The sequence below is a fragment of the Archangium violaceum genome, assembly GCF_016887565.1.
Taxonomy (GTDB): Bacteria; Myxococcota; Myxococcia; order Myxococcales; family Myxococcaceae; genus Archangium; species Archangium violaceum_B.
The window spans coordinates 2,397,063-2,421,236 of the sequence record NZ_CP069396.1; the positions used below are offsets into that span (position 1 = coordinate 2,397,063).

The window sequence follows — 24,174 nt, forward strand, 5'->3', positions numbered from 1 at the left end:
TGACGTAAAACTGGAATTTGAGAAAAGCTGGGAATGCAAATCAAAACCTAGGACTGCCCGCGGGTCTGGCACATGGCCCCGCGGGGAGGGATGGGTATCAGTACCGAACACTCTCCCCGGGGAACGGCTCCCCAGGGTCTGATATTGGAGGAGACGAGAGTACAGCCCGGGTGCTCGGCACCGGACAGAGTCGCGAGGTGGCCTGTCTTCATTGGCTCGCCACCTGGTTACACTTGTCTCCGACCTGGGAGACACAGGGTGATGCCGAGGAATGAGCGGGCTCCGAGTGGAGGGATGGGCGCGCCCCTCGTCGTGGCGGTACCCGTCGAGAGACGGCTTTACCCCGTGGATGGGGTTGGGAAGGACTCGCCCCGTGAGCTGACGCCACGCGCGCTGGTGGCGGGGGGGCTCATCGGCGCGGGGCTGGCCGTGAGCAATGTCTACATGGGGTTGAAGCTGGGCCTCTGGGAGAGCGGCGGCGTCCTCGCCTCGCTGTTGGCATTCAGTGGGATGAAGGCCCTGTCCGCGAGGTGGGGGCCGGCGCCCTCCTCGCTGGAGACGAACCTGGCCCAGACGGCCGCGACCGCGGCGGGGGCCATGCCGGCCGCGGCGGGACTGATGGGCGCCATTCCCGCGCTGTCCCTCCTGGGGAGGCCCACGCCGGGTTGGGTGGTGGGGCTGTGGGGCGTGGGGCTGGGAGTGCTGGGGGTGCTGATGGCCTTCGTGCTGCGCAGGCGGCTGCTGGAGGAGGAGGCGCTGCCCTTTCCCTCGGGAGCCGTCACCGCGGAGCTCGTCTCCACGCTGCATGCCAGCGGGGCGGCCCCCGTGATGCGGACCGGATGGATGTGGGGCGCGGGCCTGGGCGGCATGTGTGTGACGTGGCTGCGGGAGGGATGGAAGGTGTTGCCGGCGACCTCGTTCCTCCCCGGGCGGCTGGGCGGGGTGCCGCTGGAGCAGCTGCAGCTCGGGGTGGGCTGGAGCCCGATGCTGCTGGGCCTGGGCGTACTGGTGGGGCCCCAGGCGGGGCTGAGCCTGCTGCTGGGGGCACTGGTGGCCTGGGGCGTCCTGGCGCCCTGGTTGGTGCGGGAGGGACGGGTGGCATCGGCCTCGTACGAGCTCCTCGTCGCCTGGCTCACCTGGCCCGGCGTGGGGCTGATGGTGGGCGCGTCGGCCGTGACGCTCGTGACGTTGGGGCTCTCCCTGCCGAGGACGGCCGTCGAGCTGCTCCGGCGCGGGCGCGCTCACCAGGCCCGAGGGGATGCCGCGAGCGGAGGGGGAGTGCTGGCCCTGGCGTTGTCCGTCCTCGTGCTGCTGGGGGTGGGCCACGCCGGCTTCGGGCTGCATCCGCTCGCCCTGTTGGGGGTGCTGCTGCTCAGCCTCCCGCTATGCGCCGTGGGCGCCCGCGCGGCGGGTCTGACGGACATCTCCCCGGTGGCCACCATGGGGGACTTGCAGCAGGGAGTCTTCGGAGCCGTATCACCGGGTCAGCCCGCGCTGGGCGTCGCCGCCGGCTCGGTGGCGGCGGGGACCATGGCGCAAACGGGGGTGTCCCTCTGGTCGTTCCAGACGGGCCGCCTCCTGGGGGCGTCCCCCCACTGGCAGCTCCGCGTCCAGCTCGCCGGGGTGTTGCTCGGGGCGGCCGTGTCCGTCCCGACCTATTTCCTCCTGGTGACGGCTCACGGCCCGGGTTCGTCCGAGCTGCCCGTTCCCTTCGCGCTCCAGTTCCGGGCGGTGGCCGAGGTGAGCGCACGGGGGTTGGCGGGGCTGCCTCCCTCCGCCGCGCTGGCGGCGGGCCTGGGCGCGGGCGTGGGCCTCGTGCTCTCCGTGCTCTCCCGGGGCCGCCTGGCGCGCTTCGTGCCCTCGGCGACGGCCCTGGGCATCGGCTTCCTCGTGCCGGCGCGCGACGCGGTGACCCTGTGCCTGGGGGCGTTGCTGGCCGCGGGGTTTCTCCGCGTGAGGCCCGGCTCCTCCTCCGTCCTGCACATGCTGGGGGCGGGGGCCATCGTCGGCGAGTCCCTGCTGGGCCTGCTCCTCATCGTGCTGGGGCTGCTCGGCCTCTTCGGCTGAGGGGAGCCCTCACTTGTACGGAACCACCGTGCCGCCGCGGTGGGCCGAGTCGCGCAGCACCAGCTTTCCCTCCTTGTGCAGGCGCGCCGCCTTGGGGCCGACGAGGAAGGCCTTGGGGTCGCCCTTGCGGAACGTCTTCTTCAGGTACTCCTCTATTTCACGGAACTGGCGCCGGAACTGGTCCGAGGACGCGTCCTTGCGGCCCGTCTGCGGCGTCACCTCCATCTCGGCCCAGAGCTGACCACTGAGCAGCTCGCCCTCCTCGTTCATCCGGCAGCGCTCCATGAAGATGACTGGCGAGCGCACCTCGTCGATGCGCCAGAAGCCCTTGTCCGGGCCGCGCTTCACCTTGTCCACGATGGCCGGTCCCACGGAGACAGCCACCAGGTAGAGGTCCTCCTCGGGCAGCCGGGGGTAGTTCTCCTGGCTGGCCCGGAAGGTCTTCCAGTCCGGAGGGACGCGCCGGGGGTACACCTCCAGCTCGATGCGCTCGAGGAAGCGGAAGAAGGCGACCTCGTCATCGGGGGACATGAAGAACTGAAGCTGGCTGGCCATGTTCCGGCAATTAACCGAATGCGGAGGCTTGCGGAAGTCCGGGGCGAATCGGACTAAAGAATCCGCCATGGAAAAGACCTTCGACGCGCTGCTCGTCCGGATGCAGGAGCTTCGGGACCTCGGTGGACTCATTGGCCTGGCCACGTGGGACCAGGAGACCTACCTGCCCTCCAAGGGGGCCGAGTCCCGGGCCTTCCAGCTCTCCACCATTCAGGGCATCCACCACGAGCGCCTGGTCGATCCCCGGCTGGGCGAGCTGCTCTCCTGGGCGATGGCCAACAAGGGCCTCACCGACGACCAGCGGGCCATGGCGCGCGTGCTGACCCATGAGCGGGACCGGGCGGTGAAGGTGCCCAAGGCGCTGGTGCAGGCGCTCGCCGAGGCCCAGAGCCGGGGCCTCGTGGCGTGGCGCGAGGCACGCAAGCAGAACCGCTTCTCCGTCTTCCAGCCCGCCCTGGAGCGGCTGTTGGCCCTGCGCCGCGAGCAGGCGGATGCCTACGGCCACTCCGGTGAGCGCTACGACGCGCTGCTCGAGGGCTACGAGCCCGGCATGCGCGTGGAGCGCCTCAGCCCGGTGCTCTCCGCGCTCAGGGACAACCTCATCCCCCTGGTGGCCGCCCTCCAGGCGGCGCCTCGCAAGGTGGCGGACTTCTTCCAGGGCCGGCGCTTCGACCTCGACACGCAGTGGCGCCTCTCCCTGCGGCTGCTGGCGGACATGGGCTTCGACCTGGAGGCGGGGCGGCAGGACAAGAGCATCCACCCCTTCTCCAGCGGGCAGCACCCGAAGGACGTGCGCCTCACCACGGACCTGGAGGAGGGCACGCTGACGGGCCTCTTCAGCACGCTGCACGAGGGCGGGCACGGCCTGTACGAGCAGGGCTTCTCCGAGGCCCACCACCGCACGCCGCTGGCGAACGCGCCCTCCATGGGCCTGCACGAGTCCCAGTCGCGCATGTGGGAGAACCTGGTGGGGCGCGGCCGGGCCTTCTGGACGCACTACTTCCCCGTGATGCGCGAGGCCTTCCCCGAGGCGCTCGCGGGCGTGGACCTGGACACCTTCCACGCGGCCGTCAACCGCGTCACGCCCTCGCTCATCCGCGTGGAGGCGGACGAGGTGACGTACAACCTGCACATCGTCCTGCGCTACGAGCTGGAGCTGCTGCTCATCCGTGACGAGCTGCCGCTGGACGAGCTGCCCTCGGCGTGGAACGAGCGCATGCGGCGCTTCCTGGGCGTCACCCCTCCGGACGACACGCAGGGCGTGATGCAGGACATCCACTGGGCCTGGGGCGAGTTCGGCTACTTCCCCACGTACTCGCTGGGCAACCTCTACTCCGCGTCCCTCTACGCCGCCGCCAGGCGCGCCCTGCCGAAGTTGGAGGAGGGCATTGCCCGCGGCGAGCTCATCCCCCTGCGCGACTGGCTGCGCACGAACGTGCACGTCGAGGGCTACCGCCTGCCCGCCGAGGAGCTGGTGCGCAAGGTGACGGGCCAGGGCCTCACCGACACGGACTTCCTCGCCTACCTCAAGTCCAAGTACGGCGCCCTCTACGGCCTGGCCCTCTGACCGGGAGGGGGACCGGCGCGCCGCCGCGCCGCGTCCTCGAGGTAGGCCCGCACCACCTGGACGAGCGGCAGCCGGAGCGCCGTGTCCAGGTCGATGAACTCGGCCCAGACCACCTCGCGGTTGTCCAGGGTGAGGGAGGGGCGGGCCTGGAGCTCGAGCTCGACGAAGTGGCAGCGGTCGCGCTTGAACTCCTCCGTGCCCTGCGTCTCGAAGACCTCGCGCAGCTCCCCGGGGGAGACGCGCAGCCCCACCTCCTCGCGCAGCTCGCGCGCGCCGGTCTGCCGCGGGGACTCGCCGGAGTGCTTGCCCCCTCCGGGCATGCTGAAGTCGTGCTTGTACGAGTTGCGCAGCAGCAGCACCTCGCGGCCGTGCCAGACCCCCACGAGCGTGCCTTCCGTCCTCGGACGGCGCACGAACCAGTACGCCATCGCCAGCGAATAGGCGCCGCGGTACGCCGTGCGCACGAGCGGGTCGATCAGGTCCATGTCCTGGACGCTAGTCGAGCGGGTCGGTCCACGGCCAGTCGGCGCGTCTCAGCTCCGGTGCCCGCGCAGCCGCGTGTACACGTAGGAGACGGCCAGCAGCATCGCTCCGAGCAGGATGAAGGTGAGGATGCGCTGGTTCGGTGGCAGGCCCGCCATGTCGACGAGCACCAGGCGCCCCAGGGTGAACGCCAGCACCGCGAGGCCGACGAGGCGGTACCAGCGCTCGCGCAGGGCGAAGCCCAGGGCGAACAGGGCGAAGGCCGCCACGCCCCAGCCCAGCGTGTCCAGGTCCTTCGGCATGAGCTGGCCCAGTAGCCCCACCAGCGCGAGCCCCGCCCCGGCCGTGCAGAAGAGCTGGAACGCGGTGCGGCGGCGCCCCTGGAGCGGCGGAGGCAGCCGGGCCGACTCGACGACTCCGGACCGCTCGACGAGCGCGAAGCTCACGAGGAGCGCGGCGTACAGGAACGCGCGGCCCGAGGGCGGCAGCCACGTGGCCCCGAGCGCCACGTAGAGAAGCCCCACGCCCACCACCTGCAGGGCGCTCGCGCCCAGGAGCCGCCCCGAGAGCCCCGTCACGAGCCCCACCGCCGTCCAGGCCCGCACCAGCGCCGTGTCCTCGTAGTGCGCGGGCATTCCCATCGCGAGCGTGACGACACCCGTGGCGAGGTACGCCTGCAGCAGAGAGAGGGGGGCGCCCCGCCAGCGGCCCACCGCGGCCCCCGCGCCCTGCGCCAGCGCGACGATGACGAAGAAGGTGAAGAGGCTCGGCTCGTCCCAGCGTCCCACCTCCAGCGCGCCCAGGGAGAGCAGCCCCACCCAGTTGAGCAGCGCGAAGGAGAGGCTCGCCCGCCGCGACAGCTCGCGCGGGTGGACCAGCAGCGCCACCGAGAAGAGGACGTAGTAGAGCGCGAGGAAGGAGAGGCTCAGCGCCAGCCGCTCGCCCGTGGGCTGGCCCGGGGCGATGGCCTCCGTGCGCATCGCCCAGACGACGTGCGTCGAGTAGACGGCCACCAGGCTCGACAGCGGCACGATGACCCAGCGGTTCTTCACCAGGAAGAAGAGCGCTCCGCCCGCCAGCAGCGTCGTGGACAGCAGGGTGAAGACGGTGATGTCGCTGAGCATCCCCGTGTGCAGCCCGAGGAAGAGCGCGATGCCCGCCACCGTCTCCGATTGCATCCGGTCCGCGATGACCACGATGCCCACCACGTGCAACGCCAGCAGCACCAGCGCGAGCGTCTCGCTGGGGATGACCCGCACCGAGGGCACGAAGTGCAACGCGTACGTGACGAAGTAGGCGAGCGCGAGCCCTCCGCCGAAGACGATGCGCCCGAAGAGCTCGTGACGGCGCGACAGCCACAGGCCCAGCGCCGCGAGCCCCGCGCTCAGCAGGTAGCCCGCTCCCACCCGCACCAGCACGCCCAGCTCGCCGAAGTGGTAGATGATGAGGAAGGCGAAGCCGATGATGAGCGACACGATGCCCACCCGGCTCAGCCAGTACGTGCCCAGGTGCGCCTCGAGGTCCCTCTTCTCCGCCGCGGGCTTGGGCGCTGGAGGGGCCGGCACGCCAGGCGCCGCGGGGGAGGGCGGCCGGACCGTGGCCGCCGTCTCCAGGTGCTCGATGCGCGCCTCCAGCCGGGAGACCGTCGCCTCCAGCCGGCGCACCACCTCTCGCAGCTCCTCCGTGTCTCCCTCCGCCATGCGCTCCTCGTGGCTCCAGCGCTCGGAGCCAGTCCGCCGCGCGGGCCGGACGTTACTCCGAACGTGACGGGAGCGCGGGCGCTCGTTACATCAGGTGAAGAGCAGCGGCCGGCACGCCCGCGCGAGGTGCAGCGCATCCCGCGCCAGCACGTTCGAGGCCATGTTGCCGTCCAGCCACGCGGCCCGTGCCACCTGGTTGCTCAGCTCGAAGCACAGCGTCGCCGTGCGCCGCGCCAGCCGGCTGTCCTTCTGGAGGGCTCGCGCGTTCAGCTCGCACAGCTCCGCGCATTGGCGCAACAGGCGCATCGGCTCGCTGTCGGCGCGCACGCCCCTGGTCGCCAATTGCTCCATCGCCGCCTCGCACGCGGCCTGACAGCTCAGGCTCGCGTCGATGCAGTGATGAATGTCGGCGGTCGCGCCTCCGAGTCGCACTCCTGACATGCCCACCACCTCCACGGCGGCTTCAAAACTACGCACGTTCCCCCCAGCCGCAACCGGATCTGCCTTCCCCCAGCGCTCATGTTCAATCCGCTCCATGACGTGCGCGCTCGTGCCTACTGACATCGAGAAGGACGCACAGGAGCACACCCTGGTTCCCGGGCCGTTCTTCGAGAAACTCCGGCAAACCGCTCGATCAGCGCGGATGTCCTCCGTGCTCATGCAAGGGGGGCGCCTGGAGACGCGGACGGAAGATTCCGCTGCAAGTGGGTCCGGAGCGGGAGACAGGTGGGGAGGGCACGGCGGGGACGGGTACCCTCATACCCTCACCCCGTCCCTCTCCCAGAGGGAGAGGGGTGGTTCTTGGGGGTGGTTCCTCAGCCAGTGACGGGGTGTTGCGCCAGCAGGGTGAGGAGCTCCTCTCCGTAGAGTTGTACGCGCTTGTCTCCGAAGTAGGGCACCGCCCGGAGCTCATCGAGGTTCGCCGGGGGTCGTGACACGATCGTGTCGAAGATGGCGTTGGGCAGCACCACCGAGGGCGTCACCTTGCGCGCCGTCGCCTTCTCCGCTCGCCACGCCTTCAGCGCGTCCTCGCGCTTGCGCCGGTTCGCGTCCTTCGGCCCTCGCTGCTCCTCCTGCTCCGGCTTCAGCTCGCCCCGGCGCGACTTCTCCAGCAGCTCGCGCACCAGCGCCAGCACCTCGTCCCCGTGCGTCCGCACGAAGGCCCCGCGCACTCCCGCCGCCTTCACCAGCTCCTTCGGCGTGCCCGGCGGCTTCACCGCGATGTCCGTGATGGCCATGTTGGACAGCATCCGCCCCATGGGCACGTTCTCCGCCTCGGCCCACTCCAGCCGCTTGCGGTGCAGCGCCTGGGCGATGGCGTTCGCCAGCAGCAGCTGCGTCGGCGTCAGCCCCGCCTTCGGCAGCTTAGGCTTGAAGTCCGCTCCCACGTCCGGCCTCGCCGCCGCCTCGTCGCACATGCGCTCGCAGTCGAGCAGCACTTCCTCGAGGATGCCCGCCTTCCGGCTCTCCTCGCGCACCTGGCGGCCCAGCTCCACCAGGTAGCGCACGTCGTTGGCGATGTAGTCCCGCATCCCCGCCGGCAGCGGCCGCAGCGAGAAGTCCGACTGTTGGTGCTCCTTCGGTAGCTCCACGCCCAGCCGCTCGCGCGCCAGGTCCGCCAGCCCCACCTTGGGCCAGCCCAGCAGCGTCGCCGCCCGGTGGGTGTCGAAGAGGCCCCTCACCCGCACGCCCGCCTCGGCCAGGTAGGGCAGGTCCCCCGCCGCGGCGTGGAAGAACTTGGTGCGCCCGGGGTCCCCCATCACCGGCGCCAGCAGGGACGGCTCCACTCCCGGCTGTAGGGTGTCGAAGAGGAAGACGTCCTCGTCCGTGCCTACCTGGAGGAAGCACAGGCGGGCGCGGAAGGCGTGCATCGCGTCCGCCTCCACGTCCACGGCCAGCTCCGGAGAAGCCTCGAGCTTCCGGGCGGCCGCTTGGGCTCCCGGGGCATCCACTACGTCCTGCGCACCTTGTGGGAAGGTCGGCATGGCGGAAGGCAGGCTAGCGGACCAGGTGTGTACGTGTAGCGTGTTTTTTCCCCAGCCGCCGCTAGGATGACAACCGCCGATGAATCCCGACGTCCTTCGCCTCGAAAAGAACCTGCTCGGCCACATGGGCCGGGCCATCGCGGACTACTCCCTCATCTCCGAGGGCGACCGCATCATGGTGGGTGTATCTGGTGGGAAGGACTCGTACACCCTGCTCTACCTGCTCCGGGAGCTGCAGCGCCGCGCCCCGGTGAAGTTCGAGTTGCTCGCGGTGAACCTGGACCAGGGGCACCCGGGCTTCCCCGCCGACAAGCTGGAGAACTGGTTCAAGAGCGAGGGCTTCGCCTACAAGATGCTCAAGGAGGACACCTACTCGGTCGTCCTCGAGAAGACGCCCCCGGGCAAGACGCAGTGCACGGTCTGCTCCCGGCTGCGGCGCGGCATCCTCTATACGGCGGCGGTGGAGCTGGGCTGCACCAAGATCGCCCTCGGCCACCACCGGGACGACCTCATCAACACCCTGCTGCTCAACCTCTTCTTCGCCGGCTCGCTCAAGGCGATGCCCCCCATCCTCAAGAGCGACGATGGGCGCAACACCGTCATCCGCCCGCTGTGCTACGCGGCGGAGAAGGAGATCGCCGCCTACGCGGAGGCGAGGCAGTTCCCCATCATCCCGTGCGACCTGTGCGGCTCGCAGGAGAACCTGCAGCGCAAGCGCATGCAGCGGCTGGTGGAGGAGCTGGGCAAGGAGATTCCCAACGTCCGGCAGAGCGTGCTGTCCGCCATGAGCAACGTGCGGCCCAGCCACCTGATGGACCGGAGCCTCTTCGACTTTTCCGAGCTTGTGCCCGAGGAGGGCGCGAAGCCCGAGAGCACACAGGCGCAGTAGGACGGCAGCACGAACGATTCTGGGAGGGTTGGCGGATGCCTCGAGAGCTGGCGGTGAAGGCGCGCAAGGAGCGGAATGCGGCGCTGGTGGAGGTGATGCTGCTGGCGGCCATGGCGGATGGCCGTGTGTCGCAGCTGGAGATGCAGACGCTGCTCAGGCGCGTCATCGAGCGCCCCGAGTTCGAGGGCACCAAGCCCGAGGAGCTCAACTCGCTGGTGGAGGCGAGCGCCCAGCGGCTGTCCAAGGCGCATGACCTGGAGGAGATTCTCGCCTCGTTCCGGGCGCGGCTGCCGGACCACAAGACGCGGATGCTGGCCTTCGGGCTGGCGGCATCCGTGGCGTTCTCGGACCACCGGGCCACGCGCACGGAGCTGGGTCTGCTCAAGACGTTCCAGGCCGCCCTCGGCATCTCCGAGGACGAGGTGGCGCAGATCATCGACGTCATCGAGGGCGGAGGCAGCCTGGCGGAGGCGCTGGGCGAGCCGCTGGAGCGGCTGTTCGCCGAGGTGATGGTGCTGGTGAGCGCGGCGGACGGGCATCTGAAGGAGGCGGAGGCGCGGGCGCTGGTGGAGAGCTTCGCGTCGGATCCGCTCTTCCACGACGTGAGCCCCGAGCGTGCCCAGGCCTTCGTGAGCGAGGCGGTGGCGGCGCTGGCCGCCGAGGGGTTGCCGGCGCGGCTCCAGGTGATGGCGCACGGGCTGACGACGCACACCCAGCGGCTGAAGGCCTACCGGCTGGCGACGAAGATCGCCCACGCGGGCGGTCAGGAGCCGAGCCTGAGCGAGCAGCGCATCCTCAACATGCTCCAGGCCACCTTCGGGCTCGCGGACGACGAAGTCGCGCGGCTCGACCGCGAGGCGTAGTAGGAGGAGGGACCCGCTCGCCACCATGTCCGTCTCCCCTCCCACCACCGCGCGCTTCTCCTTCCGATTCGGTCTGCCGCCCTCGCTGGGCAATTCCCTGGCGCGCGAGCGGACCGAGCACCTGGCCTCGCTCATCGAGCGGGCCCTGGGCCGGAAGGTGGAGGTGGGCGTGGCGGCCAGCTACGAGGCGCTCGCGAAGGACCTGTTGGCGGGCCGGGCGGATGCCGTCTGGGCGCCGCCCTTCGTGTGCGCCCGGGTGGAGGCCATGGGCGTGCGGGTGCTGGCGCGCGGGGTGCGGCGGGGGCGCTCGTCGTACCGCTCGGCGCTGGTGGCGCGGGCGGGCTCCGGGCTGAAGCTGGAGTCGCTGCACGGCAAGCGGGTGGCGTGGGTGGACCGGGACTCGGTGGCGGGCTACCTGCTGCCGGTGGCGTACCTGAAGGCCAAGGGGCAGGAGCCGTCGAAGACGTTCGTCTCGCAGCAGCTCTCGGGCTCGTACAAGGCCTCCCTGGAGGCGGTGCTGAGTGGCCTGGCGGACGTGGCGAGCGTCTTCTGCCCGCCGGAGTCCACGGGGCTGACGTACGCGGACGGCGTGGAGGTGGTGCTCCCGGGCAAGGGGCGGGAGTTCGAGCTCATCGCCTACACCGAGGAGGCCCCGAACGATGGGGTGCCGGTGGGCATGGGCGTGGCGCCGGAGCTGGTGGGCCAGCTGGAGCGGGCCCTGCTGGGGCTGCACGAGAGCGAGGACGGCAAGCGCCTGTTGGAGGAGATCTTCACGGCGGAGCGCTTCGAGCCGGCCCCTCGCATGGGTTACCGGGCCCTCTACCGCGTGGCGCTCGCGAGCCTCTGAGTTGCGCCGGGAACGGCGAAGCCCTTTACTCGGGGCATGCTCATTCCCACGCTCGTAGCGGGCTTCTTCGCGGGAGCCACCCCCCAGGTGGGGGACGTCGCGCCGGACTTCACGGTGGAGGACACCGCCGGCAAGTCGTACACCCTGTCCCAGATGGTGAAGCAGGGCCCGGTCATCCTGGCCTTCTTCCCCAAGGCGTTCACAGGTGGTTGAACGCGCGAGCTCTCGGCGTACCGGGACCGGTACGCGGATGTCGAGAAGCTCAACGGCCAGGTCCTGGCCGTCAGTACGGATGACAAGGAAACGTTGGCGAAGTTCAAGGAGTCGTTGAAGGCGCAGTTCCCGTTCATCCCGGATCCGGATGCGAAGCTGACGAACCTCTACGATGTGAAGACGCCGGTGTTGAAGCTGGCCAATCGCTACACGTTCGTCATCGGAGAGGAGCGGAAGATTCTCCAGGTGGAGTCCGGCAAGGACGCCATCGATCCGAACGGGGCCATCGTGTCGTGTCCCATCCGCAAGCCGAAGGCGGCGGAGTCGGGCGCGGACGCGGCGGTGAAGGAGGCTGGCAAGGACGCCAAGAAGTAGCGGGCGCCTCACGAGCGGGTGGGGTGACCGGGGCTTCTCGGGTTCCGGTCACCCTCTCCGCGTGGGCTCAGTAGACCGCGAGTCCCACCGACCACGAGCTGATGAAGGCGCGGGTGTCCGGGCCGGCGGTGGGCAGCCAGTCCTGGGTCCAGCGGAAGGTGAGCCCCAGGCGCGTGGTCAGCTCGAATTCCGCGAGCCCCCCGACGGAGACATAGGGCCGCGTGCCATGCGCGTCGGGCAGCGCCAGTCCGGCCGACGCGGACCAGGACTGTCCTCCACCGACGAAGGGGCCCAGGTGCAGGCGCCACAAGGAGATGGGATACCACTGGGCCTCCAGACCCAGGCGCACGTTGTAGAAGGCGTTGAAGTCGTCACCGCCGAGCTGCAGGCGCGAGTGGGCGAGCAGGCCGAACTTCCTCGCGGGGTAGTAGCCGAGCCCGAAGTGGAAGCCGAGGCTCCGCTGGCTGTACCGGCCGGGCAGTGTGAGGTGATCGTTGCCGGCGCCGAACTGGTACGAGAAACCCTTGCGGTTGAGCGGCGCGGACTCGCGCAGCCACATGCCGGCGCCCTCGTTGCCCGACAGCGTGGCCCTGTCGAGGTTGTTCAAATCCTCGCGGGTGAGCTCGTCGAGCGCGACGATGCGCTGCCCGCCATGCTCGTGCCAGAGGTGCACCGGGTGGTGCGGATGCACGGCGACCGTGCCCTCGTAGCGGGCCCCCTCGGTGGCCGCCAGTCCCACGCCGGCCGCGACGCCCACCACGATGACCGCCACCAGCAGCACGTGGATGTCGTTGATGTTGCCGATGGAGCCGGAGCCGCTCGAGCCCGAGCTCGTGGAGGACGGCGTGCCTCCGGCCGACGACATTCCGCCGACGGGCGAGGCGTCATGGACGGAGGGCCGTTGTGGAGGGGGCGGTGGCTCGTAATAGGGCGCGCCGTAATCGAGGTAGAAGGACGGCACCCAGTGGCCGTGCAGGCCCAGTGAGTAGCCCGGTGGTGGCGCACCCACGGGCTCCTCCCAGACGGGGGCGGGCTCCGGCTCCGCGGCCGTCGTGAACTGTTGCACGGCATACACGCCCTGGCCGCGCTCCTGCGGCGGCGTCTCCACGAGGCGCTCCAGCTCCGTTCGTGAAACCTCGTAGTGGTGACCGAGGCACCCGCTCGTCAGCACCGCGACAAGTGTGATGAGTGCTAGCAACAGGTGACGCGGAATCGAGAGAAGTGTCATGTGCCCCTCTTGTGCGGGCATCCGGAGACACCCTGGCGAGCATGATAAGACTATTGCTCGCACGTGTGTTTGTGTTATCAGTGAGGGACGGGGCCGGCCAGCAAGGGAAGTTAAGTGAAACCGACCTCGTCTCCGCCGTACCGGGCCGCCGCCTTCGTGCTGCTCGTGGTCCTGGGTCTCGGCTGTCCCGGCACTCCTCCTTCTGGTTCGTACCGGGTTCGCGTCTCTCCCGAGACGGTGACCTATACGCCTGGCGACAAGAACCCGGGCCTCGCGGGACTGGAGCTGGAGGCCGTCCTCGAGGATCCGGATGGGAACCCGGTGCCCGGCACCTCGTTCTCCTGGTCGAGCTCGGATGAGTCGATCGCCAGCTTCGTGGATGCGCCCGAGCAGGGCCGTGCCCGGTTCCGGGGCCACAAGAGTGGTTGTGCCATCCTCACGGCCGAGGCGGACTCTCCTTCTGGCAGGGTGGGCGGCACCTCGCGGGCCACCATCCAGTATCCCGAGGAGCTGCGCTCGCAGCCCTCGGGCTATCTGCTGACTCCGGGCGAGACATTCTCCATCCTGCTCGATTCCCGCACGGTCGCGGCCGAGCCAGTGACCTGGACCACGACCGATGCCGCGGTCGCCACCGTGGACGAGCAGGGCCGGGTGACGGCAAGGGGGCCGGGACACGCCCGCATCGTGGCCAGCCTCCCCCCTCGCCAGGGTTGTGAGGGGAGCTGGACCGTGAGCTCGAACACGGAGGTCGAGGTGCGGTCCACGTCGCTGCGTTTCTCCACCGTGCAGGCGGACGACAGGCTGCCCGGGCTCGGCGCGTGTGCCCTGGACGCCGAGGGGCGCCTCCATTGTTGGGGGCAGGCGGTGGCCGGTCTCAGCCCGGCGATGTCGTGCGTGGTGGGGCCGGTGGTTCGTCCTCCCGTCGTGTTCTCGTGCCAGACCTTTCCCCAGCCGCTGGTCGAGGGCGTGCGGTTCACGCGGCTCTCCAACCGATGCGGCCTGACGGACTCGGGGCAGGTGCGTTGCTGGAACGAGTCCTCGAACGCGCAGCCCACCCCGGTTCCCACCGACTCACTGATCCAGCTCTCGGCGGGGTCGCGCCACTACTGCGGTATCACGGGCGCGGGCCAGGCTTGGTGCTGGGGCAACAACAGCCTGGGCCAGCTCGGCCTCTCTGACTTCTGCCCCGGGCCCACCTGCGGCGACAACCAGGCTCCCGGCCGCGTCGCCGGGGAGTTCCGCTTCACCCGCATCGACAGCGGCTCCGACCACACCTGCGCGCTGGAGGCGGATGGCCGGGCCTGGTGCTGGGGTTCGGACGCCTCCGGACAGCTCGGCCGTGGCGTCGTCTCCGAGTGGACCTGCCGGGATGGAGCGCCCTGCGGCACTGTCCCCCGCGCGGTCACGGGTGGGCTTGTCTTCCAGGACATCGACGCCGCCAACGCAACGACCTGTGGGCTCACCACTACGGGCGAGCTGTATTGCTGGGGCCAGGGCCTGGGCCCGACCCCCACCCGGATGGAGGGGCTGCCCGCATTCGTCTCCCTGGAGGAGGGGTGCGGTCTCACCGCCGAGGGGAAGGCGTATTGCACGGGCACGCAGGGGGGCTTGCTGGCCACCCCGGTGGCGCCCGAGCTGAGCTGGCGTTCGCTCTCGCGGAGGAGCAGTGGCTTCTTCTGCGGCATCACCACCGAGGGACTCACCTACTGCGGTGGGAGTCAGAACCTCTTCGGCGAGCTGGGCAACGGCACGGGAGGCGCCATCACGGGAGTGAGCAAGGGGCTCGCCCCCGTGCTCGGCCAGTAACGGGCGGCGTCTCCGGGGAGCGCCGGGACTACGTTTCCGTCCCGGTGTCCTCGCCGGGCTCCCGGCCTCCCGCGGGACGCCGGGCTCCCTGGGCCGCCCGAGGGCGCGGAGGCGTGCCTGGCCCCGCGCCCGCCGGCCGCGCCGGCTTCGCCTGTCCCTGCACGGGGGCCACCTTCGTCGAGGAGGGCGAGCTGTTCTCCCGCATGAGCCGGGGGTCGTACTGGATGACGGTGGGCTCGCTGGCGAAGTGCTCCTCCTCGAGCTCCGCGGCGTACAGGTCCCTCATGAAGCCGGTGAGGTGGGCATGGGTGCCCGGGAGCCGCTCGGCGAGCAGGAAGTCCTCGATGGCGAGCTGGAACTCGCCGGCGCTCTGGAAGCGCTCCTCGCGCCTGCGGGCCAGCGCCTTCATCACCACCGCGTCGAGCGTCTTGGGGACGCCCGGCACGGCCTCGGAGGGCGGGGGCACCTTGGCGCCGACCACGGCCTTGAGGGTGGCCATGTCCGAGTCGCGCTTGAAGAGCCGCTGGCTGGCGAGCAGCTCGTAGAGGACGATGCCCAGGCCGTACACGTCCGAGCGGGCGTCGAGCTCCTCGCCGCGGGCCTGCTCCGGGGACATGTATGCGTGCTTGCCCTTGATGGTGCCGACGATCGTCTGGGACAGCTTCCCCGAGGCCTTGGCCACGCCGAAGTCGATGAGCTTCACGTTGCCGGTGAAGCTCACCAGCACGTTCTGCGGGGACACGTCGCGGTGGATGAGGCCCAGCCTGCGGCCCGAGGGCGAGCGCGCCTGGTGCGCATGGTCCAGTCCCGCGGCGGCGTCCGCGATGATGCGGCACTTGAGCCCCAGCGGCAGCCCGCCCTTGCGGTGGTTGGCGCGCGCGTTCACGTGGCTGACGGCCTCGCCCTGGACGTACTCCATGGCGATGTAGAGCACCCCGTCCACGTCTCCCAGGTCGTAGATCTGCGCGACGTGGGGGTGGTTGAGGTAGCCGGCGATGCGGCCCTCATCCAGGAACATCTTGATGAAGTCCGGGTCCTCGGAGAGGTGAGGCAGGAGCCGCTTCACCACCAGCAGCTTCTGGAAGCCCACGGGCCCCTTCTGCCGGGCCAGGAAGACCTGGCCCATTCCGCCGGTTGCCAGTTTTCGCAGCAGCTCGTAACGGCCGAAGGTTTCCACGGGTGGGGCCACCATATCCGCCCGGGGCCCATGGGCGGAAGGTGCCCCACCCCCTTGACGCCGCCCTCAGGGAGCGGGGGGAGGGGCCGGGCAGGCGCTGCGGTAGCGGACCTCGATGGTCTGCCCTGGCGTGGGCACCGCGGCGGGCTGGAAGACGACCGCGTTGTGGGCGGGGTCGTAGGTCCACTGGTCGGCCGGCAGCTTCACCCCCGCGACGCGCACGGACATCTCCGCCATGCCATTGGGCGTGGCGCCGAGGGTGAAGTCCGCCTGGGGCCTGTCGGCGCGCTGCAGGAGCTTGTCCAGGAAGGAGCCGTAGTCGCCCTGGCAGATGGAGCCCACCGCGCCGTTGGTGCGCTGCGCCACGGTGGAGAAGCGCGGCCCCGGGGGGCCCGCGGTGGTGCAGCGGTTGTCGGTGGGCACGAGCGCGTAGAGCTGGGTGCGGTGCGCCATGCCGGTGCCCTTGATGGCCTGGAGGAACTGCACGTAGCTCTCCGCGTCGAAGCCCGAGTGGTCGTCCTCGTCGGACAGCACCACCACCGCGAGCCGGGCCGTGGAGCGCAGGAAGCCCAGGTTGCCGTCGTTGGGCAGCGGGGTGCGCGGATCATCCGCGCTGGTGGCCAGGGGCGAGGAGAGCGCCTGACGCATCGTCTCCAGGCCCTGCACCAGGTTGTGGCACAGCCCCACGTCGTCGATGTTGGCCTGCACGGTCTCCGCCGCCGTGGTCGCGGCGCTGGAGATGGCGCGCGAGCGGCTGCCGTCCACCGGGACGAGCCGGCCGCCCTCGCCACCCGCCGTCACGCCGCCGCACGCGGAGGCCCGGGCCGCCAGACCCGTGCTGGTGACGCCCACGCGCACGTCCACGCCGGCCTGTCGCGCGCGCTCCAGCCAGCCCGGAATGGCCGCCTTCAGCCGCGCCTGGTAGGTGTCCATGGTGGTGGTGTTGGCCACCACGAAGAGGACGTCCAGCTGGCTGTTGGTGCCCTGGATGAAGCGGTCGAGCTGCAGGCCCTCGTGGTTCGTCTCCGCCAGCAGCGGGACGAGCAGCGGGCTGGGCTCGTTCGTCGCGTAGACGAAGAAGGGGCTGAAGTGCTGGCCGAGCACGTTGCGCTCGTAGGAGAACTCCAGCTCGAAGCCCTCGCCTGGCGCCAGCGTGCGCGGCAGCGCCATGTTCGTCATCAGCGCGTACTGGTTGCTGGTTCCCGCTCCAATCTGGAAGTCACGCACGTCGATGGGCGCGGCGCACTGGTTGGAGATGAGCGTGCGCCGGCGGCCCACCGAGCAGTCGTAGCGGATGGGTCCGAAGTCCACGAAGGCGGGCGCGGCCACCAGGCAGCTGTCCTGCGACACACCCCGGAGGGGCAGCGTCACCGTGGGGTTGGCGGGGTCGTTCACCGTCAGCCGCAGCTCGCCCTGGTACTCGCCCGGCGCCTGGGGCCGGAAGGCGATCATCGCGCTGAAGGCGGTGTCGTACGGCAACACGCCACCGGCCAGCTTGCCGCCCGGCATGTAGAAGACACCCCCGGCGTCGTTGGACAGGTGGATGTCCTTCACCGCGCACTCGGCCCGGCCGGGGTTGCGGAAGGAGAAGCCCAGCACGGCGCCACGGCCGGGCGTCACGTTGCCGAAGTCCAGCACCGGCCAGGGCTTGAGCTCGTAGACGCAGGGGCCGGTGGACCGGGCGCGGCCGGTGAGGGCGATGGTGCGCTCGGGGGTGAACTTGTCATCCGACATGAGCACCAGCGTGCCCTGCCAGGTGCCCTCGGCCTTGGGCTCGAAGTACACCGTCAGGTCGATGGCGTCCGTGCCCGGGGCGATGGTGATGTCATCGACTCCCAGCGCCGGCCAGGCGGTGCCCGCCTTCCACGGGTAGGCCTGCTTGCCGCGCAGGGGCACGTCCACCGAGAAGTGGTCCGCGCTCCCGCCGCCTCGCACGCCCCGGAAGATGAGGTTGCCGGTGGTGCCGCCGTTGGAGATGCGAATCGTCTTCCCCACCTTGCCGCCCACGGGCAGCTCGCCGAAGTCCAGCGCGGCCGGGGCCACCGCCAGCGTGGGCCGGCCACCGCTCGCGTCCAGCACCACCTGCGACTGGCGCGCCTTGTCCGACTCGTAGCCCAGCGTCAGCGTGCCCGTGTTGGGCCCGGAGAAGCGCGCGGCGAACTCCAGCGGCACCTCCACCGCCTCGCCCGGCTTCACCTCCTGGCGCTGCATGGACTTGAGCGGCGTGAAGGACTTGTCGCTGGTGCTCAGCCCCATGATGGTGACCGGCCGCCAGGTGATGTTGCGCGCGCGCGTATAGGACTGGGTGCGCTCGTGCACGGGGATGGACTCGAAGGGCACCGGCTCCGGCTCGAAGACGAAGGCGCTCGGCACCGAGCGGCCGGCCAGCTCCGCCACCGTCGGCGTGCAGTTGCCACAGGCCTTGACCTTCACCTGCGCGCGCATGTCTCCCAACGAGCGAGGCAGGTACTTCGCCTGCACCTCGCGCGTGCTGAGCGGCGGCACGGTGAGGGTGTCCGCGCTGAAGGCATCGGCCGCGGCGCCCTCGAGCGTCACCGTGAGCGGCAGGTCCACCGGATTGGAGATGGTGAGGCGCAGGGTCCTCTCGCTGTCCACCTCCAGCGTCTCGAAGTCCAGCACCGGCGGGGAGATGTCGATGGGCAGGGGGACACCCTGACCCCGGACCCTCACGGTGTGCTCCCGGCCCGAGTTGGCATCCGTGAGCACGTGGACCGTCTCCTCCACGGGGCCTTCCGAGAGCGGGTGGAAGCGCACGTGCACCAGCTTCTCCTCGCCGGGCATCACCCGCTCTTCACCGTCGAAGGACACCTCGTATGAGGGGTCTCCCTCGAGCCCGAGCGCATTCAGCGCATGGAAGGGCACGTAGCCCACGTTGCGCAGGCGCACCTGTTTCTCGCGCCATTGGCCCACCGGCACGTCCCCGAAATCCAGCGTGTCCGCATCCACGGCCGCCTGGGCCTGCACCGAACGGGTGTTCCCCGGTTCGTGACACGCCAGCAGCGCCGTCAGCAGTGACAGCCCGATGATCCGCCCACCACGCAGCCCCGTCCTCATCGCCCGTTCCCGCCTGGAATCCATCCGGCATACCCCTAATCAAAAGGCGTACCAACCGTCTGTTGGTTGGCGGGCCCAATGAAAACAAGGGTTTGGCGAAGGCGTGGATGTAGGATGCGAACGATTGGAAGCCGCTTGCCCTGGAGGGTGAAGGAGTTTTCCCGGCTTGTCGGGGCACCCGAGGCGGATTAGCGGACGGACTGGATGAGCTCCCGGAGCGCGCGCGCCACGGCCTCCGGCTGCTCCAGGTGCACGTGGTGGCCCCCGGGGATGACGATGGGGGGCTGGGCGGGGCGCAGGGCGGCGAGTCGGGCCCGGGCCCGCTCGTCATTGAAGCCGTAGCCCTCGCTCCCGAGGATCAACCGCACCGGGCAGGTGACGGCGGAGGAGAGGGCGAGCCACTGGGCGTCGTCGTAGCCGAAGGCGAAGCGGCGGCGGTGGGTCGGGTCGAAGGTGAAGGCGACGCCGCCCTCGACGGGCTCGGTGCCGTGGCGCGCCATGTGGAGCGCGACGTGCTCGGGCAGGGCGGCGCCGTCTCGCAGGCGGGCGGCGGCGACCTCCACGCTGGGGTAGGGCTTGCGGTTGGGTGTGCGCTCCAGATCCTCGAGGAAGCCGCGCAGGCGCGCGAGCGCGTTCTCGGGAGGGCCGCCCAGGGGCCCGAGGCTCTCGATGAGGCCGAGGCTCAGCACGCGCGAGGGACGGGCGGCCGCGTACGCCGTGGCGACGATGCCGCCCAGCGAATGGCCGACGAGGTGTACCGCCTCCAGGCCGGTGGCGCGCAGCACCGCCTCCACGTCCACCAGGTAGTCGGCGAACTGGTAGTTGGCGAGCCGGGGCAGGTGTCCACTTCGACCCATGCCGCGGAAGTCGAGCAGCACCAGGTGCCAGGAGTCCGGCAGGTGCTCGGCGACGAAGTCGAAGCTGTGGGAGTGGTCCAGATAGCCGTGCAGGAAGACGACGGCGGGCGAGCCGCCGGCACCGCGCTGGCGTGCGTGGAGGGCGAGCCCGTGGGCATCGACCTTCAGTGACTCGAAAGAGGAGGACAACGGCGGCTCCTTCCAGGCCGGAGAGGACACTCCGGCTGGACCCCCCGCTTAACGCGTTCCGCCGTTGCCGTGAACCGCCGGGTGCTGCTCAGGCCTGGGGCTGCTGGGCCAGGGGCTCCACCGGCGCCGAGGCGGAGAGCACCAGCGCGAGCTGCCGGGCCTGTCCCTCGGTGGTGCAGCGGTACTCCTGCACCTTCCCGTTGGACTTCTCCAGGCGCAGGACCCAGACATCGGCTTCCTTGGACACGACCGAACGTACTTGCGACATGGCTGCCTCCTTGAGGGCTGCCTTCCCCCACTGCCCTCCAAGGAAGCATTCGCCGTGCCGTCGCCCGGTTTTCGCCGATACCCAAGGAATCCGGGGCTTTGCCGCTTGCCTGACCCGCCGGAGGTGACAAATTTTGCGGGTCATTCGTGACAAAACGTGCGGGGAGGCCCGCACGTTTTGCATAGTCGCCCGGCCCTACTGTTCAGGTTCTCACTTTTTGAGTGACCCGGGAGCCTCAGCGGGCCTGGGGGGTCGAGGGCCTGTCGGACTGCGTCAGGTGCTTCATGTTGGCCGGGTAGCGGTCTCCGGCGGCGACGCCCGGAGGCGCGATGGCGTCGATCTCCGCCAGGTCCCGCTCGGTGAGCTTCACGTCCAGGGCCCCCAGGTTGTCGTCCAGGTACTTGCGCCGCTTGGTGCCGGGGATGGGCACGAGGTCCTCACCCCGGGCGAGCACCCAGGCCAGGGCGAGCTGTGCCGGCGAGCACTGCTTCTTCCGGGCGAGCTGCTCGATGTGCTCCACCAGCTTCAGGTTGCGCTGGAAGTTCTCTCCCTGGAAGCGCGGGTTGTGGCGGCGGTAGTCGTCCTGGGCCAGGTCCTCGAAGCGCTTGAGCTGTCCGGTGAGGAATCCACGGCCCAGGGGGCTGTAGGGGACGAAGCCCACGCCCAGCTCGCGGCAGGTCTGGAGCACGCCGTCCTCCGGGTCGCGGCTCCACAGCGAGTACTCGCTCTGCAGGGCGGCGATGGGGTGCACGGCGCACGCGCGGCGCAGGGTGTCCGAGTTCACCTCGGAGAGCCCGAGGTAGCGCACCTTGCCCTGCTTCACCAGCTCGGCCATGGCGCCCACGGTCTCCTCGATGGGCGTATTGGGGTCCACGCGGTGCAGGTAGTACAGGTCGATGACGTCCATGCCCAGCCGCCGCAGGCTGGCCTCGCACGCCTGTTTCACGTACTCGGGGCGGCCGTTGATGCTGCGCGCGTGCGGGTTGTTCGGATCACGCACGATGCCGAACTTCGTGGCCAGAACCACTTGGGCGCGGTGCGGACGCAGCACCCGGCCCACCAGCTCCTCGTTGAGGCCCGGGCCATAGGCGTCCGCGGTGTCGAAGAAGGTGATGCCCCGCTCCAGCGCGTGCAGCAGCGTGGCCTCCGACTCCGCGTCATCCCGCCCGGCATAGAAATCCGACATGCCCATGCAGCCCAGGCCGATGGCCGAGACGGTGAGTCCCTGCTTCCCCAGCTTTCGAGTCTCCATGCTCCAGACCTCCCTACGGCGTGTGCACTCTTCCCGAGGCGCGGGCAGTCTCCCGGGCCGGGCGGTAACGTCCCGCCGGACCCGGGCTGAGCGGTTCGGGTGGGCCCTTTAGTGTTCTCACATATGAGAAATGTCAAGTCGAGTTCGAGTGGAGAGGGAGCGACGGAGCTGGAGGCGGCGGAGGCGTCGCGGTTGGGGGCGCGCATCCGGGAGCTGAGGCAGGAGCGGGGGCTGACGCTGGAGGCGCTGGCGGAGCGCTCGGAGGTGAGCCGGGCGATGATCTCCAAGGTGGAGCGGGGGACGAACAACCCCACGCTGGTGGTGGCGGTGCGCATCGCGAAGGGGCTGGGGGTGGGGTTGTCGGAGCTGCTGTCGCGCCCGAGGCCGAAGCAGACGCGGCTGCTGCTCCCTCCGGCGCAGCAGCCCACGTTCCGGGACGGGGAGAGCGGCGTGCTGCGGCAGCAGCTGTCACCCCCATTCGAGAAGGGAGGGGTGGAGTTCATCCGCTTCACGCTGCCGGCGCACACCTCGACGGGGGAGTTGCCGGGCAAGGAATTGCCGGTGGGCAAGCACCTGACGGTGGAGAAGGGCACGCTGCGCATCGACTTCCCGGACGGGAGCGTCACGGTGGAGGCGCAGGACGCCTTCTATTTCGAGGCGGACGTGCCCCACGCCTTCGTCAACGTCGGGCGTGGCGTGTGCGTGTGCTACATCGTCATGGCGCGCGAGCCGCGCTGAGGGGGCCCCGTTGGCTCAGGAGGCGTCGGCGGGGTCGGGCCACTCCCAGGCGGAGCGGTAGCCACCGCCCTCCTGGGTGGACTCGATGAAGCGTGAGTAGAAGGGGTGGCCGCTGAGGGTGGCGGAGTCGCCCACCACGAAGAGGTGCCGGCGGGCGCGGGTGAGAGCCACGTTGATGCGGCGCAGGTCGGTGAGGAAGCCGAGCTGACCCTCGGAGTTGGAGCGGGTGAGGGAGACGAGGATGGCGTCCTTCTCGCGGCCCTGGAAGGCGTCGACGGTGTCCACCTCGATGTCGGGGGAGAGCGGCTCCACGCGCTCGCGCAGGGCGTGGGCCTGGGCGCGGTAGGGGGTGATGACGGCGAGCTCGCGAGGGGCGAGCCCGGCGGCGAGCAGCTCCTTCACGCGGGCGATGACGAGGTCGGCCTCGCCGCGGTTGAAGAGGCTGCCGGTGTCCTGCTCCAGCTCCTCGTCGAAGCCCTTGCCGGCGGTGTCGAGGAAGAGGACGGGAGGGGCGTCGACGCTGGTGGCCTCCGGGGGAAGCACGTCCGCGAGGGTGCGGTCGGCGACGCTGGGGTGGGCGCGCAGCTCGCCGCCGTACATCTCCTGGGAGGGGAAGGACATGATGGCGGTGTTCATCCGGTACTGCTCGCGGAGCATGCGCTTGACGCCCTCGCCGTGGTCGGCGAGCAGACGCTCGAAGAGGCTGACGGCGAGACCCTGCTTCGCGGCCTCCTGGGAGAGGACGGTGGGAGGGAGCTGCTGGGGGTCTCCGGCGAGGATGACCTTGGGGGCGCGGAGGAAGCCGAGCAGGGCGAGGGGCTCGGTGGCCTGGGTGGCCTCGTCGAGCAGGGCGAGGTCGAACTCCTCGTGGGAGAGCACGCCGGACTCGAGGCTGGCGAGGGTGACGCAGACGACGTGGGCGCGTTCCAGGACGGAGCGGAGGGCCTTGCGCTCGAGGGCGCGGGCCTCGTCGAGGAGGCTCTTGGCCTCGGAGGTGGAGGCGCGGGCGTTGGCGAAGCGGGCGCTGCTGCGGCCCTGGGTGCGTTGGCGGCGGGCGTAGCCGAGGAGGGAGAAGGCCTCGTCGAAGAGCTCGCGGGAGAGGACGCGGTCGGGGTGGTCCTCGACGACGAGGTCCAGCGTGTGCTCCTGGAGGCGGGGCGTGACGCGGGCGGGGTGTCCGACGCGGATGGCGCGCAGGCCCTTGTCGAGACAGAGGTCGGTGAGGTGGTCGACGGCGGCGTTGCTGGCGGCGGTGCACAGCAGACGCTGGCCGTTGGAGACGGCCTGGGCGGCGACCTCGGCGAGCACGGTGCTCTTGCCGGTGCCGGGAGGGCCGTGGACGAGGAAGAAGTCCTCTGCGGCGAGGGCGCGGGCGACGGCGTCCTGCTGCTCGGGGTTGAGGGGGCGGGTGGGGGAGAACTCGCGGAGGGAGTCGAAGCGGGGATGCTCGTTGCCAAGGAGGACCTCGCGCTTGCGGCGGGCGGCGCCCTTGTCGAGCGCCTTCACCCGGGCGAGGCCAGCGCGGACGCGCTCGAAGGTGACGTCGTTGGGGACGCGGTCGAGGCGCAGCAGCCCCTCGTGGACGAAGGGAGGGGGAGCGCGGTCGAAGGCGAGCTGGACGCGGGTGGCGGTGGCGCGGGAGACGAGGGCGCGAGCGGGCTCCTTGATTTCGGAGCGGCGGGGGAAGACGGCGACCTGGTCGCCGTTGTCGAGGCGGGCGGGGAAGCGGGCCCTGTCTTTGCGGGCGAGCGTCACCAGGACGCGGCCGCCGAGGCCGACCTCCTCCTCGATGCTCTCGAGGTCGAGGAAGGAGAGGCCCTGCTCGGCGCGCTGCTGGAGGGACATGCCCTCGGCGAGGGCTTCCATACGGGCGCGCTCGGCCTCGCGCTCGAGGGCGAGGAGGCGGCCAAGGGAGTCGAAGAAGGAGACGTCGCGAGGCATGGAGGGGGGTTTATGCCACGCGGGAGCCCCCTGCATGCGGGCATGTGAGGCCGGGCGCTCGCCAGACAACGCTGGCGGGAACGAGTATTCCGAGTACGG

20 protein-coding genes are annotated in these 24,174 nt (G+C 70.4%); 8 read left to right on the top strand and 12 right to left on the bottom strand.

Annotation, left to right across the window (positions count from 1 at the left end; genetic code table 11):
* Nucleotides 1-345: 345 nt before the first annotated feature.
* The gene (locus tag JRI60_RS09980; RefSeq protein WP_204225611.1) at nt 346-2,067 is read left to right on the top strand and encodes an OPT/YSL family transporter; all 1,722 of its coding nucleotides are present in this window, start codon (nt 346-348) and stop codon (nt 2,065-2,067) included.
* Nucleotides 2,068-2,076: 9 nt separating this feature from the next.
* On the opposite strand, the gene JRI60_RS09985 is transcribed toward JRI60_RS09980, so the two are convergent.
* On the bottom strand, nt 2,077-2,622 hold the full coding sequence (locus tag JRI60_RS09985; protein WP_204225612.1) for a hypothetical protein: 546 nt from the start codon (nt 2,620-2,622) through the stop codon (nt 2,077-2,079).
* 67 nt (nt 2,623-2,689) lie between these two features.
* On the opposite strand from JRI60_RS09985, the gene JRI60_RS09990 reads away from it, so the two are divergent.
* Nucleotides 2,690-4,189 carry a carboxypeptidase M32 gene (locus JRI60_RS09990; protein WP_204225613.1) on the top strand — a complete coding sequence of 500 codons (1,500 nt, stop codon included), beginning with the start codon at nt 2,690-2,692 and terminating at the stop codon, nt 4,187-4,189.
* Here the strand turns inward: JRI60_RS09990 and JRI60_RS09995 are convergent.
* From JRI60_RS09995 to JRI60_RS10010, 4 genes are all read right to left on the bottom strand, one after another.
* Complete coding sequence (locus tag JRI60_RS09995; protein ID WP_204225614.1) at nt 4,171-4,674, bottom strand: NUDIX hydrolase; 504 nt, start codon at nt 4,672-4,674, stop codon at nt 4,171-4,173. The genes JRI60_RS09990 and JRI60_RS09995 overlap by 19 nt on opposite strands.
* 48 nt (nt 4,675-4,722) lie before the next feature.
* On the bottom strand, nt 4,723-6,372 hold the full coding sequence (locus tag JRI60_RS10000) for a DUF2339 domain-containing protein (RefSeq protein WP_204225615.1): 1,650 nt from the start codon (nt 6,370-6,372) through the stop codon (nt 4,723-4,725).
* A gap of 90 nt (nt 6,373-6,462) precedes the next feature.
* Nucleotides 6,463-6,813 carry a hypothetical protein gene (locus JRI60_RS10005; RefSeq protein WP_204225616.1) on the bottom strand — a complete coding sequence of 117 codons (351 nt, stop codon included), beginning with the start codon at nt 6,811-6,813 and terminating at the stop codon, nt 6,463-6,465.
* 374 nt (nt 6,814-7,187) lie between these two features.
* Nucleotides 7,188-8,357 (bottom strand): ribonuclease D, encoded by a 1,170-nt coding sequence (locus JRI60_RS10010; RefSeq protein WP_204225617.1) that lies wholly within the window; start codon nt 8,355-8,357, stop codon nt 7,188-7,190.
* 79 nt (nt 8,358-8,436) lie between these two features.
* Here JRI60_RS10010 and ttcA point away from each other — a divergent pair, with 79 nt between their 5' ends.
* Genes ttcA through JRI60_RS10030 form a run of 4 tightly spaced genes read left to right on the top strand, consistent with a single transcriptional unit; the run spans nt 8,437 to nt 11,544 of the window.
* Nucleotides 8,437-9,246 (top strand): tRNA 2-thiocytidine(32) synthetase TtcA, encoded by an 810-nt coding sequence (gene ttcA, locus JRI60_RS10015; RefSeq protein WP_204225618.1) that lies wholly within the window; start codon nt 8,437-8,439, stop codon nt 9,244-9,246.
* A 35-nt stretch (nt 9,247-9,281) separates the two neighbouring features.
* Nucleotides 9,282-10,109 (top strand): TerB family tellurite resistance protein, encoded by an 828-nt coding sequence (locus JRI60_RS10020; RefSeq protein WP_204225619.1) that lies wholly within the window; start codon nt 9,282-9,284, stop codon nt 10,107-10,109.
* Nucleotides 10,110-10,134: 25 nt separating this feature from the next.
* Nucleotides 10,135-10,956 (top strand): phosphate/phosphite/phosphonate ABC transporter substrate-binding protein, encoded by an 822-nt coding sequence (locus JRI60_RS10025; RefSeq protein ID WP_204225620.1) that lies wholly within the window; start codon nt 10,135-10,137, stop codon nt 10,954-10,956.
* Nucleotides 10,957-10,992: 36 nt separating this feature from the next.
* Nucleotides 10,993-11,544 (top strand): peroxiredoxin, encoded by a 552-nt coding sequence (locus tag JRI60_RS10030; protein WP_204225621.1) that lies wholly within the window; start codon nt 10,993-10,995, stop codon nt 11,542-11,544.
* 67 nt (nt 11,545-11,611) lie between these two features.
* Here the strand turns inward: JRI60_RS10030 and JRI60_RS10035 are convergent, their stop codons facing one another.
* Entirely contained in the window at nt 11,612-12,772 is a 1,161-nt protein-coding gene (locus JRI60_RS10035) for a hypothetical protein (RefSeq protein ID WP_204225622.1), read from the bottom strand.
* Nucleotides 12,773-12,886: 114 nt separating this feature from the next.
* Between JRI60_RS10035 and JRI60_RS10040 the strand changes: the two genes are divergently transcribed.
* Nucleotides 12,887-14,578, top strand: a complete 1,692-nt coding sequence (locus JRI60_RS10040; protein WP_204225623.1) for a hypothetical protein — start codon at nt 12,887-12,889, stop codon at nt 14,576-14,578.
* Between the two features lie 28 nt (nt 14,579-14,606).
* On the opposite strand, the gene JRI60_RS10045 is transcribed toward JRI60_RS10040, so the two are convergent.
* The 5 genes from JRI60_RS10045 to JRI60_RS10065 form a co-directional block, all read right to left on the bottom strand.
* Nucleotides 14,607-15,755, bottom strand: coding sequence for a serine/threonine protein kinase (locus JRI60_RS10045; protein WP_275439170.1), 1,149 nt, complete (start codon nt 15,753-15,755; stop codon nt 14,607-14,609).
* Between the two features lie 66 nt (nt 15,756-15,821).
* A complete protein-coding gene (locus tag JRI60_RS10050) occupies nt 15,822-18,830 on the bottom strand; it encodes a choice-of-anchor D domain-containing protein (protein WP_204228872.1) in 3,009 nt (1,002 codons plus the stop codon).
* Nucleotides 18,831-19,018: 188 nt separating this feature from the next.
* Nucleotides 19,019-19,876 (bottom strand): alpha/beta fold hydrolase, encoded by an 858-nt coding sequence (locus tag JRI60_RS10055; RefSeq protein ID WP_204225625.1) that lies wholly within the window; start codon nt 19,874-19,876, stop codon nt 19,019-19,021.
* A gap of 88 nt (nt 19,877-19,964) precedes the next feature.
* Nucleotides 19,965-20,144, bottom strand: a complete 180-nt coding sequence (locus JRI60_RS10060; RefSeq protein ID WP_204225626.1) for a hypothetical protein — start codon at nt 20,142-20,144, stop codon at nt 19,965-19,967.
* Between the two features lie 235 nt (nt 20,145-20,379).
* Nucleotides 20,380-21,396 carry an aldo/keto reductase gene (locus JRI60_RS10065; RefSeq protein ID WP_204225627.1) on the bottom strand — a complete coding sequence of 339 codons (1,017 nt, stop codon included), beginning with the start codon at nt 21,394-21,396 and terminating at the stop codon, nt 20,380-20,382.
* 123 nt (nt 21,397-21,519) lie between these two features.
* Between JRI60_RS10065 and JRI60_RS10070 the strand changes: the two genes are divergently transcribed.
* Nucleotides 21,520-22,134: a helix-turn-helix domain-containing protein gene (locus JRI60_RS10070; protein WP_204225628.1), complete on the top strand. Its 615-nt coding sequence runs from the start codon at nt 21,520-21,522 to the stop codon at nt 22,132-22,134.
* A 15-nt stretch (nt 22,135-22,149) separates the two neighbouring features.
* Here JRI60_RS10070 and JRI60_RS10075 read toward each other — a convergent pair whose 3' ends face one another.
* Nucleotides 22,150-24,075 (bottom strand): AAA domain-containing protein, encoded by a 1,926-nt coding sequence (locus JRI60_RS10075; RefSeq protein WP_204225629.1) that lies wholly within the window; start codon nt 24,073-24,075, stop codon nt 22,150-22,152.
* Between the last annotated feature and the right edge of the window lie 99 nt (nt 24,076-24,174).

Coding starts and splice junctions, on each gene's coding strand:
- JRI60_RS10035 (WP_204225622.1), bottom strand. CDS start 12,772: ATGACACTTCTCTCGATTCCGCGTCACCTGTTGCTAGCACTCATCACA.
- JRI60_RS10000 (WP_204225615.1), bottom strand. CDS start 6,372: ATGGCGGAGGGAGACACGGAGGAGCTGCGAGAGGTGGTGCGCCGGCTG.
- JRI60_RS09990 (WP_204225613.1), top strand. CDS start 2,690: ATGGAAAAGACCTTCGACGCGCTGCTCGTCCGGATGCAGGAGCTTCGG.
- JRI60_RS09985 (WP_204225612.1), bottom strand. CDS start 2,622: ATGGCCAGCCAGCTTCAGTTCTTCATGTCCCCCGATGACGAGGTCGCC.
- JRI60_RS10060 (WP_204225626.1), bottom strand. CDS start 20,144: ATGTCGCAAGTACGTTCGGTCGTGTCCAAGGAAGCCGATGTCTGGGTC.
- JRI60_RS10005 (WP_204225616.1), bottom strand. CDS start 6,813: ATGTCAGGAGTGCGACTCGGAGGCGCGACCGCCGACATTCATCACTGC.
- JRI60_RS10020 (WP_204225619.1), top strand. CDS start 9,282: ATGCCTCGAGAGCTGGCGGTGAAGGCGCGCAAGGAGCGGAATGCGGCG.
- JRI60_RS10010 (WP_204225617.1), bottom strand. CDS start 8,357: ATGCCGACCTTCCCACAAGGTGCGCAGGACGTAGTGGATGCCCCGGGA.
- JRI60_RS09995 (WP_204225614.1), bottom strand. CDS start 4,674: ATGGACCTGATCGACCCGCTCGTGCGCACGGCGTACCGCGGCGCCTAT.
- ttcA (WP_204225618.1), top strand. CDS start 8,437: ATGAATCCCGACGTCCTTCGCCTCGAAAAGAACCTGCTCGGCCACATG.
- JRI60_RS10025 (WP_204225620.1), top strand. CDS start 10,135: ATGTCCGTCTCCCCTCCCACCACCGCGCGCTTCTCCTTCCGATTCGGT.
- JRI60_RS10065 (WP_204225627.1), bottom strand. CDS start 21,396: ATGGAGACTCGAAAGCTGGGGAAGCAGGGACTCACCGTCTCGGCCATC.
- JRI60_RS10075 (WP_204225629.1), bottom strand. CDS start 24,075: ATGCCTCGCGACGTCTCCTTCTTCGACTCCCTTGGCCGCCTCCTCGCC.
- JRI60_RS10050 (WP_204228872.1), bottom strand. CDS start 18,830: ATGAGGACGGGGCTGCGTGGTGGGCGGATCATCGGGCTGTCACTGCTG.
- JRI60_RS10070 (WP_204225628.1), top strand. CDS start 21,520: ATGAGAAATGTCAAGTCGAGTTCGAGTGGAGAGGGAGCGACGGAGCTG.